The organism is Mesorhizobium sp. M1403 (assembly GCF_040317695.1).
Lineage (GTDB): Bacteria > Pseudomonadota > Alphaproteobacteria > Rhizobiales > Rhizobiaceae > Mesorhizobium.
The window spans coordinates 52026-65506 of the sequence record NZ_JAMYKY010000026.1 but is presented as its reverse complement, the minus strand read 5'-3'; the positions used below and the strand labels follow the sequence as shown (position 1 = coordinate 65506).

The window sequence follows — 13481 nt, the reverse complement described above, 5'->3', positions numbered from 1 at the left end:
TTTTGCGGCATGGTTACCTGCGTGGCGCCAACGCGACTATTGTGCAACAGGTCGACCGGCCGCACGGCCCCGCCAACCGATGATTTTGGCATTGACCGACCTGATGCGGATTGACGGGCATCATCGCTGGTCGCCTATTTCTTGCCGGTCCTGACCAGCTTGGGCTTCACCGCAACACGGTTCTGGCGGCCGTAGCTGGTAATGAAATCGACGATGCGCGGCACGATTTCGGAGCGGAAGCGCGAGCCGTTGAACACACCGTAATGGCCGACCGCCGGCTGCATGTAATGGGCGTGCCTGTCGGCCGGAATGTTGATGCAGAGGTCGTGCGCCGCCTTGGTCTGGCCAAGGCCGGAGATGTCGTCGTTCTCGCCCTCGACGGTGAACAGGGCGACATTGCGGATCGCCGAAGGGTCGACCGCCACACCGCGATGCGTCATTTCGCCCTTGGGCAAGGCCTGGCGGACGAAGACGGTATCGACGGTCTGCAGGTAGAATTCCGCCGTCAGATCCATCACCGCCAGGTATTCGTCATAGAATTCGCGGTGCTTCTCGGCATTGTCGCCGTCATGCTTCACCAGGTGCATGAAGAAGTCTTTGTGGGCGATGATGTGGCGATCCAGGTTCATGCTCATGAAACCCGAAAGCTGCAGGAAACCGGGATAGACCTCGCGGCCGAAGCCCGGCACCGGCCAGGGCGCGCGCATGATGACGTTGTCGCGGAACCAGTCGATGCCCTTTTCCTGGGCCAGCAAATTGACCGCCGTCGGGTTGCGGCGCGTGTCGATCGGGCCGCCCATCAGCGTCATCGTCGAGGGCACGAAAGGATCGCCCTTGGCTTCCATCAGCGCCACCGCCGCCAGCACCGGCACCGACGGCTGGCACACCGCCATCACGTGGGTGTCGGGTCCCAGCGCATGCAGCATGTCGACAATGTAGTCGACATAGTCGTCGAGGTCGAAGCTGCCGTCGGCAAGCGGCACCATCCGGGCGTCGACCCAGTCGGTGATATGCACGTCCGCATAGGGCAGCATCGCCTCGGCCGTGCCGCGCAACAGCGTCGCATAGTGGCCCGACATCGGTGCGACGATTAACAGCTTCGGATCCGGCCGGCGCCCGGCCGGGACAGCCCGCTCGAAACGGACCAGATTGCAGAACGGCCGCGACCAGACGGTGCGTTCGCTGACCTCGACGGTTTTCCAGTCGACCACGGTCTTGGTCAGGCCGAATTGCGGCTTGCCGTAGCGGCGTGTCGTGCGTTCGAACAATTCGGCCGTTGCCGCGACCGAGCGGCCCCAGGACGTGTGTGAAACCGGATTGAGCGGATTGGAGTAGAACAGGCGCACCGCATCGGCATAGAGGCGGGCCGGCTGCAAGGCGGCATGGTTCAGTTCGTAAAGCTGGTAGAACATCGAGAACCCCGCTGCCGACTGCGATCGAAGGGCCGACGAGCAGCGCCGAGCCTTGTCTTGCGGGAGGTTAGCAACAATTTGCTGCGATGCAATACGTCAACTTGCGTGATTTATGCTCATTCTTTCGTCCAAGATGTTGGGAATCCGCCTTCAACGGCAACAGCCGGCTCAATGTGCACCTGCGAAGGCGTAGCCAAGGGTACGCCTATCGGTGCGATCGTCGGAGGAGGTGTCCGGCCTGGCGCTCTGACTGTTAGACGCGTGCCATGCAGACGGCGGTATGGCCCGAGCTGATGAAGCCGAGCTGGCTGGCGGCGCCCTTCGACAGATCGAGCACGCGGCCCCTGATAAACGGGCCGCGATCGTTGATCCGCACGACGACGCTGCGGCCATTGTTGCGGTTGGTCACCTTCAGCTTGGTGCCGAACGGCAGGCTGCGATGCGCTGCGGTCAGCGCCGACGGGTTCATGCGTTCGCCGGAAGCGGTTCTGGAATGCAGTGAGTACCAGGAGGCACGGCCGCACTGAGCGGCGGCGCTGGCAGTGGATGCGCCGACCATCAGGCCAGCCGCGATCATGGCCGCGGCAAGCGCGGTCTGGTTGCTTTTGTTCATGTGTTGGGGACTGGCTCCGTTGACAGACCCGCAGCGGTTAGAGGCGAATGAGGCAGCAAATGCGGCAATGATCTGTCGGTTCCATGACAATGTTACACGTTTGGAGTCGGTGCGAAACAATTTGTCAGAGAGTTTCCGCAGCACGGCACAGCTTCTTTGATGATCTTTGCATCGACCTCAGCACGTCTTGCACAAGATCAGAGATTTGCATCTAAGTAGAAGTTGGCCTGACCGGGCCGCTTCTTTCGCTGTTCCATTCCGGCAGGAGCGCGGCAGATGATCGACTTGGAAAGGAGTTTTAGCAATGAGATTGATCAAAAATCTGCTGGCGTTGATTGTGCTCGCCATCGGCGTGCTGTGGTCATTGCAAGGCATCGGCCTTATCGGCGGCAGCTTCATGACCGGCCAGTCGCAATGGCTCTATGTCGGCATCGTCACCGCGCTGGTTGGCTTGGCCGGCCTGGCCTGGGCGAACCGTTCGCGCGTTTGAGCAGGCGTCGATCCTCAGGCTCCCGCCAGAGCAGCGCACAGCGGACTCGTGGCGGCCGGTCACCGCGACCAGTACTGCCAGCCCCAGTAGAAACTTTCGTCGCGTGGCGGCAGGCGGTTGCGCTCCGCATCGAGATGCACCGGCGTCGGCGTTTTGCGTTCGCCGTCAGGCGGCTGTTTGTCTCCGGCCTTGATCAGGCGGAGCCAATGGCCGAAACGCGCAAGCAGCACAGCGGTGGAATGGGGCATCGTCACGTCTCCGATCCGGTCACTCCCGCCCCGCCCACGGGACGAGCACCCGCTCGATCCTGCGGATGATGAATTCGAGCACGAAGGCAATGGCCGCGATCACCAGTATGCCCATCACCACCACGTCGGTGACGAGGAACTGGGCGGCGGACTGGATCATGAAGCCGAGCCCGCGCGTCGCCGCCACCAGCTCGGCGGCAACCAGCGTCGACCAGCCGGCGCCAAGCGCGATGCGCAGGCCGGTCAGGATCGAGGGCAGTGCGCTGGGTAGGATCACGTGCCGGACAAGCTGCGTGCGGGTCGCGCCAAGCGCGCGTGCCGCATTGATGCGTTCCTGCGAGACGCCGCGAACACCCGATGCCGTCGACAGCGCGACCGGCGCCAGCATGGCGATGGCAATCACCAGGATCTTGGACGGCTCGCCAATGCCGAACCAGATAATGATTAGTGGCAGATAGGCCAGCGGCGGGATCGGCCGCAGCAATTCGAGCAGCGGATCGAAGATGCCGCGCCCTATGATGCTGATGCCGATAGCCAGCCCGATGGGAACGCCGACGAAAACGGCCGCGATCAGCGCTGCAAATACCCGCCACAGACTGGCGGCGATATGCTGGAGCAGCGTCGCGTCGACAAAGCCGTCACGGGCGACGACGACAAATTTGTTCCAGACTGCCACGGGCGACGGCAGGAAAACCGGCGACACCAATTGCAGGCGGGCCGACAGTGCCCACGCCGCCAGCACCACCAGAACAGTGATCGCGCTGACCATGCGGGCCGAAACGCGGCTGCGTCTCGGCCGCGACCGCGACCATGGCACGGACAGCGCGTCGGCTCCGTCGTCGGCCTTGGAGCGCTGCGGCCGCTCGGTATAGGAGGTAACGGTCATGCTGCCTCTCCTTCGAAGATCGCATCGGTCAGCTCGCCGCGCGCCGCGGCGAAGGCGGGATCGGCCTTGATGCTGCGAATGGCCTCGCCGGCTGCATAGCGCCGGCTGAAGCCGGTTTCGAAACTCCGCACCACCCGCCCAGGGTCGGGAGCCAGCACAATGATGCGGGTTGCGAGCACCAGCGCTTCCTCGATGCCGTGCGTCACCATCAGCACGCCGACATTGCTTGCCGTCCACAGATCGAGCAGCGTTGTCTGCATGCGTTCCCGTGTCAGCGCATCGAGCGCGCCCAGCGGCTCGTCGAGCAGCAGGAATTGCGGCTCGGCCGCCAGCGCCCGGGCCAGGCCGACGCGCTGGCGCATGCCCCCGGAAAGCTCCCAGATGCGCTTGTCGCCGGCACCGTCGAGCTTCACCAGCGCCAGCAGCGCATCGGCGCGCCGCGCCCGTTCACTTGGCCCGACGCCGCGCAGCCTGAGCGCAAAGGCGACATTTTCCCGCGTGGTCAGCCACGGAAACAGCGCGTCGTTCTGGAACACGACGGCGCGGTCCGAGCCTGGCGCCGTGATCGGCCTGCCGCCTACCGTGGCGCTGCCGCGCACAGGCTCGACCAGGCCCGCAGCGACATTGAGCAGCGAGGTCTTGCCGCAGCCGGAGCGGCCGACCAGGACAACGAAGTCATCTTTGGCGACGTCAATCGACACGCGTTCGACGGCCGGCGCCGGCTGGCCTTCATAATGAATCGAGACTTTGTCGAGCAGGAGATGCGTCATGTGGCGTCGCCGATATTCTGAATCTGCAGGCAACGCGCGCGTCAGGGAAGGGAGGACGCGCGCATTGAGCGGTCGCTAATTCGAGGCAAGCGCCTCGCCGACATATTTCGACGACACGTATTTCGAATAATCCGGCAGCACGGCGTCGATCTTGCCCTGCTCCTTGAGGAAGGCCGACGTCGCCTCGACTGCCTTGACCGTGCCGCCACCGAGGAACTTGTCCGAGGCCTGCTCCTCGAGCGTCGGGAAGACATAGCCCCTCAGCAGTTGCGGCACGTCTTCGAGCTTGGCCCCGGTGATCCTGGCGATCTTGGCCGCTTGCGGCGAGGACACCGACCATTGATCCGGCTTGGCCAGGAATTCGGCATAGGCAGCGCCCGTCACTTTGACGAAGTCGCGCACCGCCTCCGGGTTCCTTTCGGCGAAGTCGGTGCGCACGATCCAGGCGTCGAAAGTCGGCGCGCCCCAGGCGGCGACCTGCGAGGAATCCAGCACGACCTTGCCCGACGTCTTGATCTGGCCGAGTGCCGGATCCCAGACATAGGCGGCGTCGATGTCGCCGCGCGCCCATGCCGCCGCGATCTCCGGTGGCCGCAGATTGAGAATATCGACCGACTTCGGCTCGACACCCTCATGCTTCAGCGCCGCAAGCAGGCTGTAATGCGTCGTCGAGACGAAGGGTACCGCCACCTTCTTGCCGGCAAGGTCGGCGACCTTCTCGATGCCGGCGCCGTTGCGGGCGACAAGGGCCTCGGATTCGCCGATCAGCCCGACAATGAAGATGGTCTGGATGGGAAGCTCGCGGCCGCCAGCGGGCTCGAGCCGACATAACCGATGTCGACCGAACCGGAAGCGACGGCGGCGATCACGTCGGCGCCGGAATCAAATTTCCGCCAGTCGATTGCCGCCTTGGTCGCGCTCTCATAGGCGCCGTCGGCCTGCGGCACCTTCGAGGGTTCGACGACCGTCTGGTAGCCGATAGTGATCTTGAGGTCCTTCGCATGGGCTGGGCCGAGAAAGCCGGCACCAGCCAGAGCCGCCGAGGACAGGAGAACGACGCGTCGCGAAATAGTGGACATGAAAGGCTCCTTGAAAAGAGAAAAATCGGATCGCTCCCTCATAGTCAGCTAAGTCTATAAGGCTTGTAGAGTTAAATCCTTCCAACCATTGCCGTCTTGTTAGAAAAAAGCCGTCAGTGGCGCCGCGCGAAGGCGGATATGGCGGCTGCAGCGGGCCTCGGCCTAAGGTCTGTTGACGGTCAGGTCAGCCGAAACAGAGACGGAATGGCGCGCACTATTGGACTGCATTCATTGGTCAGTATAGCGGCATCGATCCTCGGGTCTCCGCTGCGTCGCTGCTTTGAACAATGGCGCAGCACCTCAATTGCCTTCTTGGCTCCACCTCGCCTCTGGCTTCGCTGTCCGTTGGAGCGACCGGTGATTGCGCCATCAGCCGCAAACAAGAATTTTCCGTTTTGGCCCGGTCACCGGCAAATCCATGCTGCGAACGGCCGAACAATTGAAAGTGAATTTCCTGTGTTCGGGGTTAAGTCTAGTATTCTTATGGACATTGAAGGATTGGAGAGGACGATGAGCGACGCCACCCTCCTTGTTGCCGCGCGCGGCATGCTTTGGCCTTCAAATCCAGGGACAGAAGCTGCTGTCGGCCGGTCGGGACATTCCTGTCGCCGGCCAGTTTGCCGGTGTCCCATTGGCGGCGGCTCCTGTGCTCGTAGGGGCACAAGCCCCGGCCAAAATGGCCATTGCGGCTTGAAAACGAAACAAAATCAACGTTTCTTGGCTTGTATATCATGTCACTAGAATTTATCTGTAGTGACAGCTTGGACGCGGCGGGGAGGCACGCCAGGCGTTTCGCAACCGATGGCCTTGGGTCATCGCATGACAGAGAAACGTTCGGGTTATGCTCACGAAAAAAGGTAAGTACGGCCTCAAGGCGCTCGTTCATCTGGCGCGCCTGCCGGTTGGACAGCTCGCCTTCGTCAACGACATCGCCCGCGCAAACAATATTCCAAAAAAGTTCCTCGATGCCATCCTTGGCGAATTGCGCAATGCCGGTTTCGTCCAGAGCCGCAAGGGCAAGGAGGGCGGTTATCGCCTGGCGCGCCCAGCGGACGAGATCAAGGTCGGGCACGTCGTGCGCGTGCTCGACGGGCCACTTGCCCCCATTCCTTGCGCCAGCCGCACCCAGTATCAGCGCTGCGAAGATTGCAACGAGGCGACATGCCAAGTCCGACATCTGATGCTGGAGGTCCGGCAGGCCATCGCCGAGGTGCTGGACCAGCGCAGCCTCGCCGAGATGCGCGACATCGCCGGCGACGAAGACCTTTCGGTGCCGTTGAAAATCCAGGCCTGAATCAACAAAGCCTGACCCGAGAATTCCGGAACCAATGGCTCCCAAGACAATTGGTGCGCGCATGACCGGACGCGCAAATTCGATCATTCCAACTTCGATCATCATTGTCGGTGGCGGCGCCAGCGGCGTCGTGCTTGCCGCGCATCTGCTGAAGTCGCCCAATCCCGATCTCCGCGTCAGCCTGGTCGAAAAACGCCCGCATTTTGGGCAAGGCATGGCCTATTCAACGCTGCTCTCAGCCCATGTGCTGAATGTCAGCGCGTTGGGCATGAGCGCCTATGCCGACGATCCCGGCAATTTCTCGCGCTGGCTACTTGAACGCGGCCTGGCAACGCCGGAACAGGCACCGGTCTATGCGCCGCGCAGCGTCTACGCCCGCTATCTCAAGGAGCTGCTCGACGAACTCGAGGCGCGTGAGCAGCAGACGGGCCGGCTGCGCCTGATCCGCGAGGAGAGCCTGTCGATCTCGCCGACCGCGTCCGGCGTCGAGGTGGCGCTGGCCAACGGCACCAGCGTGGTTGCGCATCTTGCCGTGCTGGCGACCGGCCATGACGAGGAGCCGGGGGCGGGGCAGGGCCACGCGATCAGGATGGGATCCGAGGCCGACAGCGCGCTCGACCCCGAAGCCCGAGTCCTGGTGCTGGGCACGGGGTTGAGCATGGTCGATGCCTTTCTGTCGCTCGAGCAGCGCGGTCATCGCGGCGCGATCGTCGCGGTGTCGCGGCGCGGCCTGCTGCCTTCGCCGCATCGCAAGGGCAATCCCATCAAGCTCGACGTTGCCGATATCCCGCTCGGCACCCAGCTTTCTTATTTCGTCGGCTGGTTCCGCGACCTGATCCGGGAAAACCAGAAGGCCGGCATCGACTGGCGCGACGTCGTCGACGGTCTGAGGCCCTTCAACCAGAAGATCTGGCAGAACTGGCCGTCCTCGGCCAAGCGCCGCTTTGTCGAGCACACCAAGGCGTGGTGGGACATCCACCGCCATCGCATGGCGCCGCAAGTCTACGCCCGCGTTACGGAGGCGGTGCAGGCCGGCCGCATCCGGCTTGTCGCCGGCCGCATCGTCGACATCGCCGCAGGCTACACCGTAGAGGTCCAGTCCCGCCACACGCAGCGCCTCGAAAGGTTCGATGTCGCCCGCATCTATGATTGCACCGGCATCGCCAGGGATATCTCGACCACCTCGAACAGCGTGGTGCGGTCGCTGGTCGACCGTGGGCTGGCACGGCCGGATCCGCTGCGGCTCGGCCTCGATGTGACCGCGGACTGCGAGGTCATCGCCGGCGATGGCACAGTATCGGCCAAGATTTTGGCGGTCGGGCCGCTGACGCGCGGCACCTTCTTCGAGATCGACGCCATTCCCGATATTCGCGTGCAGTGTGCGCGGCTAAGCAAGCGATTGCTCGGATAAGGCCCCCTTTGTCTTGACGCAATTTCGGATGCAAGACCGCCGCCGTTGGGTGAAAAGATCTCGACCGCATAACCTCGCGGTGAAGGCGAACCAGGGGTGCGGGAGCTAGCTCCGCCAGAAGCCGACCGGCCAGCCCGTGGTGGTCGAGACAGCCGGGTTGGCGATGACGATCGCCACACGTTTCGGCTGTTGCGCGTTGACCGGATTGGCGTCGCGTACGCTCATCTTCGTTCTCCTCCATGGATTTTGTGGCCGGCGAGGCCGTGAGCCGCGACCCTGGCCAGATGACCGGGCGAATTCTGCTTCCGTCGTCACCATGCCTTGCCTACCATGGCGCATGACCCAACGCGGAAGACTCTACGGCTGCCCGGTCGAGTTCGCGCTCGACGCGCTCGGCGGCAAATGGAAGACGGTGATCCTGGCGCACGTCAAGGAACAGCCGATGCGCTATTCCGACCTGCGCCGGCTGATCCCCTCGCTCTCGGACAAGATGCTGACGCAGCGCCTGGCCGAGCTTGTCGAGATCGGCTTCGTCACGCTCGAGATGTCGCCCGACGGCAAGGGGCGCTACGCCTTGACCGGGCGCGGTGAAGATCTCGCCGCCGCGCTCCAGGCGCTCTACGACTGGGGAAGCGTGCATGGCCGCGCCGAGGGCGTGCGTTTTCGCACCGATAGCGCAGCCACCTAGATCAATTCCGGGAAGCGCGGAGCGGTTTTCTGTCCGCAATTGCGAGACAAAGCGATGGAGCGGTTCGACGTTTGCGTGAAAGGGTGGATCGCTCTAGCAAGCCGACTGTCCTCAACCCGGTCCGGCAAGCGCGCTGCAGAAGCTGGCGACATCGGTGACAACGGCTTCGCCGAGGAAGCGTAGCGTCGCCATCGAGCGGTCGCGCGCCTCGCGGTTGCCGGAGCCACAGGCATCCTCGATGACCACGGCGACAAAGCCATTGTCGGTCGCCTGGCGAACGGTTGGCTCGATGCCGATCTCCATGGCGATGCCTGCGAGCGCTATCGTGCGCACGCCGCAATCGCGCAAGGCAAAGCCGAGCGCGGTGGAATCGAAGGCCGACATCGTGAGCTTGTCGAACACCGCCTCGTCATCGCGGGGTTCCAGCTCGGGCACGATCCGCGTCGCTTCGGCGTCGCGCGGGAACCACGGCTCAACTGTGTCGGGGCTGTCGCGCCGCTGCCAGGCCATGGCGGTGCGCAGCTGCGTCGCGCCCATCCATTTGCGCGGCAGCGACAGATGGCGCGTGAACGCCACCCGCATTCCGGCCACGCGCGCCGCTTCCAGCACCGTGCCGGTGCGCTCGACGATGGTGGCGGCGCCGGCCACCTGGCGGCAGATGCCGACCTGCATGTCGTAGACCACCAGCGCCGTGCGGCGCGGATCGCACCACTCAGCCAGGCTGGCCGGGATTTCGATCCCGTCGCGCGACCGGATCATGCCGCCGTCCGGTCCCACGGCTTGGCGATGTCGACGGTCGGGTCGAACAGGAATTCCAGCGGCAATGGCGCGTCGAAGGCGATGAAGTGCCATTCCAGCAGCCCGGCCTTGGACAGCGGGAAGTCCTCGGTGTAGCGCCGCGCTTCCGCGACGCTGTCGAGCTCGAAGACGATGATGACGCCGCCAATATCGCCGCGCGCATAATTCTCGCGCACGATCCCCGCCTTCCAGAGCCGCCAGACGTTCGACACTTCGTCGCGCAAATAAGGCCGCAGGTCGTCGAGCGTGACGCCGGGCTTGAAATTGTCATAGGCAAGAATCTTCATCGGCCATTCCTTGCATTGCTGTTCGACCAGCGCCGGGTAGCATGGCGGAATCAGCGGCGGCAACGAACGAGATGGTGCGTTGAAACGGCCGCACGATTGCCGTTCTGTGCCGTGCGACGGACGGCCAGGCGGCCGCGGTATAGTTTTCGCTGAGGAGGAAAAGCGCAGTGACCATCGAAAGGCTGAACCCCGAGGGCATGCACAGCAACCCGGCCTATTCGCAAGGCGTGTCGCTGCCGGCATCCGCGCGCATCGTGCTGGTCGGCGGCCAGCATGGGGTCGACGCGCAAGGCCGGATCGTCGCCAGGGACGATCTCGCTGCGCAGACCGCTTAGGCGCTTGCCAACCTGGCAAAGGTGCTCGAAGCCGGTGGGGCAAAGCCTGAAGACCTTGTCAGCCTCTCGGTCCATATCGCCGGCGACCTGGACATAGGGCCGGCATTCGGCGCCTGGATCGCCTTCGGGGCAAATCGTGGCGCGCCGCCGATCATCAAAGTGCTGCGCGTCGCCGGGCTCGGCAATCCGGATTTTCTGATCGAGATCGAAGCCCAGGCGGCGATCGCCTGAGCCCTAAACAGGTTCTGCAAATCTTTTGCCCTGCCTGGAGGCCGGCGAAGCTTTCGCGAAATTCCATTCCCCTGCTGGCGGCCGGATTGGCACGATCTATCTTCTTTCCAACTGCAAACGGCTGGAAAAGACGGTAGGTTGCCGTCTTCCAGGGCGGTTGCTCATTCTGGCAACGGAGCATCTGACATGAGCAAGCACAAGATCGTAGCACCGGACGATGCATCGTCCCGCCTGCGCCCGCCCTATGCCTCGGTTCTCGACCTGATCGGGCAGACCCCGGTCGTCGAGCTGACCAAATTCGACATCGGCAAGTGCCGGCTGTTCATCAAGCTCGAAAGCCAGAATCCCGGCGGCTCGATCAAGGACCGCATCGCGCTGTCGATGATTGCCGCCGCCGAAAAACAGGGCAGACTGAAGCCCGGCGGCACCATCGTCGAGGCGACCGCCGGCAACACCGGTCTCGGCCTCGCCCAGGTCGGCATCCCCAAGGGCTACCGCATCATCCTCGTCGTTCCCGACAAGATGTCCCGCGAAAAAATCCAGCATTTGCGCGCGCTCGGCGCCGAAGTGCGCATGACGCGCTCCGATGTCGGCAAGGGCCATGCCGAATATTACCAGGACATGGCCGAAAAGATCGCCGTCGAGCTGCCCGGCGCCTTCTATGCCAACCAGTTCGCCAACCCGGCCAATCCGCTGGCTCATGAAACCACGACCGGACCGGAAATCTTCCAACAGCTCGAAGGCGACGTCGACGCGGTTGTCGTCGGTGTCGGCTCCGGCGGCACGCTGACCGGGCTCGGCCGCTATTTCGCGAAAGTCTCGCCGAAGACCGAGATGATTTTGGCCGATCCGGTCGGCTCGGTGCTGGCGCCTTTGATCAAGACCGGCAAGATGGTAGAGGCCGGAAGCTGGACCGTCGAAGGCATCGGCGAGGATTTCGTCCCGCCCAATGCCGATCTGTCGCTGGTCAGGAAGGCCTATTCCATCCCCGACAAGCAGAGCATGCTGGCGGTGCGCGACCTGCTTTCGAAGGAAGGCATCCTCGCCGGCTCGTCTTCCGGCACGCTGCTTTCGACGGCGCTCCGCTATTGCCGCGAGCAGACCGTGCCGAAGCGCGTCGTCACCTTCGTCTGCGACAGCGGCAACAAGTATCTGTCGAAAGTGTTCGACGACTTCTGGTTGGCCGAACAGGGCCTTGCCGAGCAGGAGCAGCATGGCGATTTGCGCGATCTGGTGATGCGCTCGCATCGCACCGGCGACACCGTGTATGTCGGCCCCGACGAAAGCCTGCTCAACGCCTATGGCCGCATGCGCCGCTCGGATGTTTCGCAGCTGCCGGTGCTGGACGAGGGCAAGCTCGTCGGCATCATCGACGAAAGCGATATCCTGGCCAAGGTCGAAGGCCCCTATGACAGCCGCTGGGACCGCTTCAAGGCCCCGGTCAGTACGGCCATGACCTCTACCCTGCACACGCTGCAGGCCAGCCAGACGCTGGATGCGCTGCTGCCGGTGTTCGACCGCAACGAGGTCGCTATCGTCTTCGATGGCGACGAATTCATTGGCCTGATAACCCGTATCGACCTGATCAACCATCTGAGGCGCGCCCGATGACCGTCAAAGCCACCGTATCGGGCAGGAACCGCCTCGCCTTCTCGACGCGCACCATCCATGGCGGCCAGAGCCACGACCCGACGACGGGCGCGGTGATGGTGCCGATCTACGCGACCTCGACCTATGGCCAGCAGAGCCCGGGCGTGCACAAGGGTTTTGAATATGCCCGCAGCCAGAACCCGACCCGCTTTGCCTTCGAGCGCGCTGTGGCCGACCTCGAAAGCGGCACAGCCGCCTTCGCCTTCGCTTCGGGGCTGGCGGCGATCGCCACTATTTTCGAACTGCTCGATTCCGGCGCCCACATCGTCGCCACCGACGACATCTATGGCGGCACGTTTCGGCTGCTTGAGCGGGTGCGCAAGCGCTCGGCCAACCTCCAGGTCGACTTCGTTGACTTCACTGATCTTGCCGCGGTCGAAGCGGCGATCCGCCCGGAAACCAAGCTGCTCTGGGTCGAGACGCCGACCAATCCACTGCTGCGTGTCGTCGATCTCGAAGGCGTCGCGGCATTGGCCAGGCGCAAAGGCGTGCTGTCGGTCGCCGACAACACTTTCTGCAGCCCCTATCTGCAGCGGCCGCTGGAGCTCGGCATCGATATCGTTGTTCACTCGACGACGAAATACCTCAACGGCCATTCCGACATGGTCGGCGGCGTCGCCGTGGTCGGCGACAACAAGGATCTCGCCGATCGGCTGAAGTTCCTGCAGAACGCCATCGGCGCCATTTCCGGGCCATTCGACAGTTTCCTGGCGCTGCGCGGCCTGAAGACGCTGGCGCTGAGGATGGAGCGTCATTCGTCGAACGGCCAGAAGATCGCGCACTGGCTGGAAAGCCGCCCCGACATCCGCCGTGTTATCTATCCCGGCCTGCCCAGCCATCCGCAGCACGCCATCGCCAGGCGGCAGATGCACGCCTTCGGCGGCATGATCACCATCGAGCTCGACCGCGACCTCGCCGGCACCAAGCGCTTCCTCGAGCACACGCAACTGTTCACGCTGGCCGAAAGCCTCGGCGGCGTCGAAAGCCTGATCGAGCACCCCGCACTGATGACGCACGGCTCGATCCCGGCGAAAAAACGCGCGGAGATCGGGATATCCGATTCGCTGGTGCGCTTGTCGGCCGGGATAGAGGATGGTGATGATCTGATTGCGGATCTGGATCAGGCGCTGGCGAGTTGAGTGCACGATGCCGAAACGACGGCGGGACAGCGCCCCCCTCTGCCCTACCGGGCATCTCCCCCACGAGGGGGGAGATTGGCCGTCATCTTGCGCTTTCGCCAATCTCCATCGCTGAAACACGGACGGACGGCGAAGCTGCCGATCTCCCCC

General features: G+C 63.6%; 15 protein-coding genes and 1 pseudogene. 8 read left to right on the top strand and 8 right to left on the bottom strand.

Going from position 1 to position 13481, the window contains the following annotated elements; genetic code table 11:
* Positions 1-134: 134 nt before the first annotated feature.
* Both NKH01_RS28720 and NKH01_RS28715 read right to left on the bottom strand, forming a co-directional pair.
* The gene (locus tag NKH01_RS28720; RefSeq protein WP_352481335.1) at positions 135-1412 is read right to left on the bottom strand and encodes a polyhydroxyalkanoate depolymerase; all 1278 of its coding nucleotides are present in this window, start codon (positions 1410-1412) and stop codon (positions 135-137) included.
* Between the two features lie 253 nt (positions 1413-1665).
* Positions 1666-2025, bottom strand: coding sequence for a septal ring lytic transglycosylase RlpA family protein (locus NKH01_RS28715; RefSeq protein WP_352481336.1), 360 nt, complete (start codon positions 2023-2025; stop codon positions 1666-1668).
* 304 nt (positions 2026-2329) lie between these two features.
* On the opposite strand from NKH01_RS28715, the gene NKH01_RS28710 reads away from it, so the two are divergent.
* The gene (locus tag NKH01_RS28710; protein WP_023718772.1) at positions 2330-2515 is read left to right on the top strand and encodes a hypothetical protein; all 186 of its coding nucleotides are present in this window, start codon (positions 2330-2332) and stop codon (positions 2513-2515) included.
* A gap of 59 nt (positions 2516-2574) precedes the next feature.
* Here the strand turns inward: NKH01_RS28710 and NKH01_RS28705 are convergent, their stop codons facing one another.
* The 4 genes and pseudogenes from NKH01_RS28705 to tauA all read right to left on the bottom strand — a co-directional run bounded on the left by NKH01_RS28705 (position 2575) and on the right by tauA (position 5498).
* Positions 2575-2763, bottom strand: coding sequence for a hypothetical protein (locus tag NKH01_RS28705; RefSeq protein ID WP_353006051.1), 189 nt, complete (start codon positions 2761-2763; stop codon positions 2575-2577).
* 19 nt (positions 2764-2782) lie between these two features.
* Positions 2783-3649 (bottom strand): ABC transporter permease subunit, encoded by an 867-nt coding sequence (locus tag NKH01_RS28700; protein ID WP_352481337.1) that lies wholly within the window; start codon positions 3647-3649, stop codon positions 2783-2785.
* Positions 3646-4419 (bottom strand): taurine ABC transporter ATP-binding protein, encoded by a 774-nt coding sequence (locus tag NKH01_RS28695; RefSeq protein WP_353023524.1) that lies wholly within the window; start codon positions 4417-4419, stop codon positions 3646-3648. The genes NKH01_RS28700 and NKH01_RS28695 overlap by 4 nt, the downstream gene beginning before the upstream one ends.
* A 75-nt stretch (positions 4420-4494) precedes the next feature.
* Positions 4495-5498 (bottom strand): annotated as a pseudogene (tauA, locus tag NKH01_RS28690) (taurine ABC transporter substrate-binding protein).
* A gap of 841 nt (positions 5499-6339) precedes the next feature.
* Between tauA and NKH01_RS28685 the strand changes: the two are divergent.
* From NKH01_RS28685 to NKH01_RS28675, 3 genes are all read left to right on the top strand, one after another.
* The gene (locus tag NKH01_RS28685) at positions 6340-6792 is read left to right on the top strand and encodes an RrF2 family transcriptional regulator (protein ID WP_352592220.1); all 453 of its coding nucleotides are present in this window, start codon (positions 6340-6342) and stop codon (positions 6790-6792) included.
* A gap of 61 nt (positions 6793-6853) precedes the next feature.
* A complete protein-coding gene (locus NKH01_RS28680; protein ID WP_352481341.1) occupies positions 6854-8203 on the top strand; it encodes an FAD/NAD(P)-binding protein in 1350 nt (449 codons plus the stop codon).
* A gap of 337 nt (positions 8204-8540) precedes the next feature.
* Complete coding sequence (locus NKH01_RS28675; protein ID WP_352481342.1) at positions 8541-8891, top strand: winged helix-turn-helix transcriptional regulator; 351 nt, start codon at positions 8541-8543, stop codon at positions 8889-8891.
* A 111-nt stretch (positions 8892-9002) separates the two neighbouring features.
* On the opposite strand, the gene NKH01_RS28670 is transcribed toward NKH01_RS28675, so the two are convergent.
* Complete coding sequence (locus NKH01_RS28670) at positions 9003-9650, bottom strand: cysteine hydrolase family protein (protein WP_353023522.1); 648 nt, start codon at positions 9648-9650, stop codon at positions 9003-9005.
* Positions 9647-9976, bottom strand: coding sequence for a hypothetical protein (locus NKH01_RS28665; RefSeq protein WP_023718782.1), 330 nt, complete (start codon positions 9974-9976; stop codon positions 9647-9649). Before NKH01_RS28665 ends, NKH01_RS28670 begins: the two co-directional genes overlap by 4 nt.
* A 167-nt stretch (positions 9977-10143) precedes the next feature.
* On the opposite strand from NKH01_RS28665, the gene NKH01_RS28660 reads away from it, so the two are divergent.
* The 4 genes from NKH01_RS28660 (at position 10144) to NKH01_RS28645 (ending at position 13331) form a co-directional block, all read left to right on the top strand.
* Positions 10144-10311 carry a hypothetical protein gene (locus tag NKH01_RS28660; RefSeq protein WP_352918735.1) on the top strand — a complete coding sequence of 56 codons (168 nt, stop codon included), beginning with the start codon at positions 10144-10146 and terminating at the stop codon, positions 10309-10311.
* Between the two features lie 21 nt (positions 10312-10332).
* Positions 10333-10542, top strand: a complete 210-nt coding sequence (locus NKH01_RS28655) for a RidA family protein (protein WP_352918733.1) — start codon at positions 10333-10335, stop codon at positions 10540-10542.
* 186 nt (positions 10543-10728) lie between these two features.
* Positions 10729-12153: a pyridoxal-phosphate dependent enzyme gene (locus NKH01_RS28650; protein ID WP_352481345.1), complete on the top strand. Its 1425-nt coding sequence runs from the start codon at positions 10729-10731 to the stop codon at positions 12151-12153.
* Complete coding sequence (locus NKH01_RS28645; protein ID WP_352481346.1) at positions 12150-13331, top strand: cystathionine gamma-synthase; 1182 nt, start codon at positions 12150-12152, stop codon at positions 13329-13331. The genes NKH01_RS28650 and NKH01_RS28645 overlap by 4 nt, the downstream gene beginning before the upstream one ends.
* The last annotated feature ends 150 nt before the right edge of the window (positions 13332-13481 follow it).

Coding starts and splice junctions, on each gene's coding strand:
- NKH01_RS28695 (WP_353023524.1), bottom strand. CDS start 4,419: ATGACGCATCTCCTGCTCGACAAAGTCTCGATTCATTATGAAGGCCAG.
- NKH01_RS28705 (WP_353006051.1), bottom strand. CDS start 2,763: ATGCCCCATTCCACCGCTGTGCTGCTTGCGCGTTTCGGCCATTGGCTC.
- NKH01_RS28675 (WP_352481342.1), top strand. CDS start 8,541: ATGACCCAACGCGGAAGACTCTACGGCTGCCCGGTCGAGTTCGCGCTC.
- NKH01_RS28670 (WP_353023522.1), bottom strand. CDS start 9,650: ATGATCCGGTCGCGCGACGGGATCGAAATCCCGGCCAGCCTGGCTGAG.
- NKH01_RS28685 (WP_352592220.1), top strand. CDS start 6,340: ATGCTCACGAAAAAAGGTAAGTACGGCCTCAAGGCGCTCGTTCATCTG.
- NKH01_RS28700 (WP_352481337.1), bottom strand. CDS start 3,649: ATGACCGTTACCTCCTATACCGAGCGGCCGCAGCGCTCCAAGGCCGAC.
- NKH01_RS28720 (WP_352481335.1), bottom strand. CDS start 1,412: ATGTTCTACCAGCTTTACGAACTGAACCATGCCGCCTTGCAGCCGGCC.
- NKH01_RS28650 (WP_352481345.1), top strand. CDS start 10,729: ATGAGCAAGCACAAGATCGTAGCACCGGACGATGCATCGTCCCGCCTG.
- NKH01_RS28680 (WP_352481341.1), top strand. CDS start 6,854: ATGACCGGACGCGCAAATTCGATCATTCCAACTTCGATCATCATTGTC.
- NKH01_RS28710 (WP_023718772.1), top strand. CDS start 2,330: ATGAGATTGATCAAAAATCTGCTGGCGTTGATTGTGCTCGCCATCGGC.
- NKH01_RS28715 (WP_352481336.1), bottom strand. CDS start 2,025: ATGAACAAAAGCAACCAGACCGCGCTTGCCGCGGCCATGATCGCGGCT.
- NKH01_RS28645 (WP_352481346.1), top strand. CDS start 12,150: ATGACCGTCAAAGCCACCGTATCGGGCAGGAACCGCCTCGCCTTCTCG.
- NKH01_RS28665 (WP_023718782.1), bottom strand. CDS start 9,976: ATGAAGATTCTTGCCTATGACAATTTCAAGCCCGGCGTCACGCTCGAC.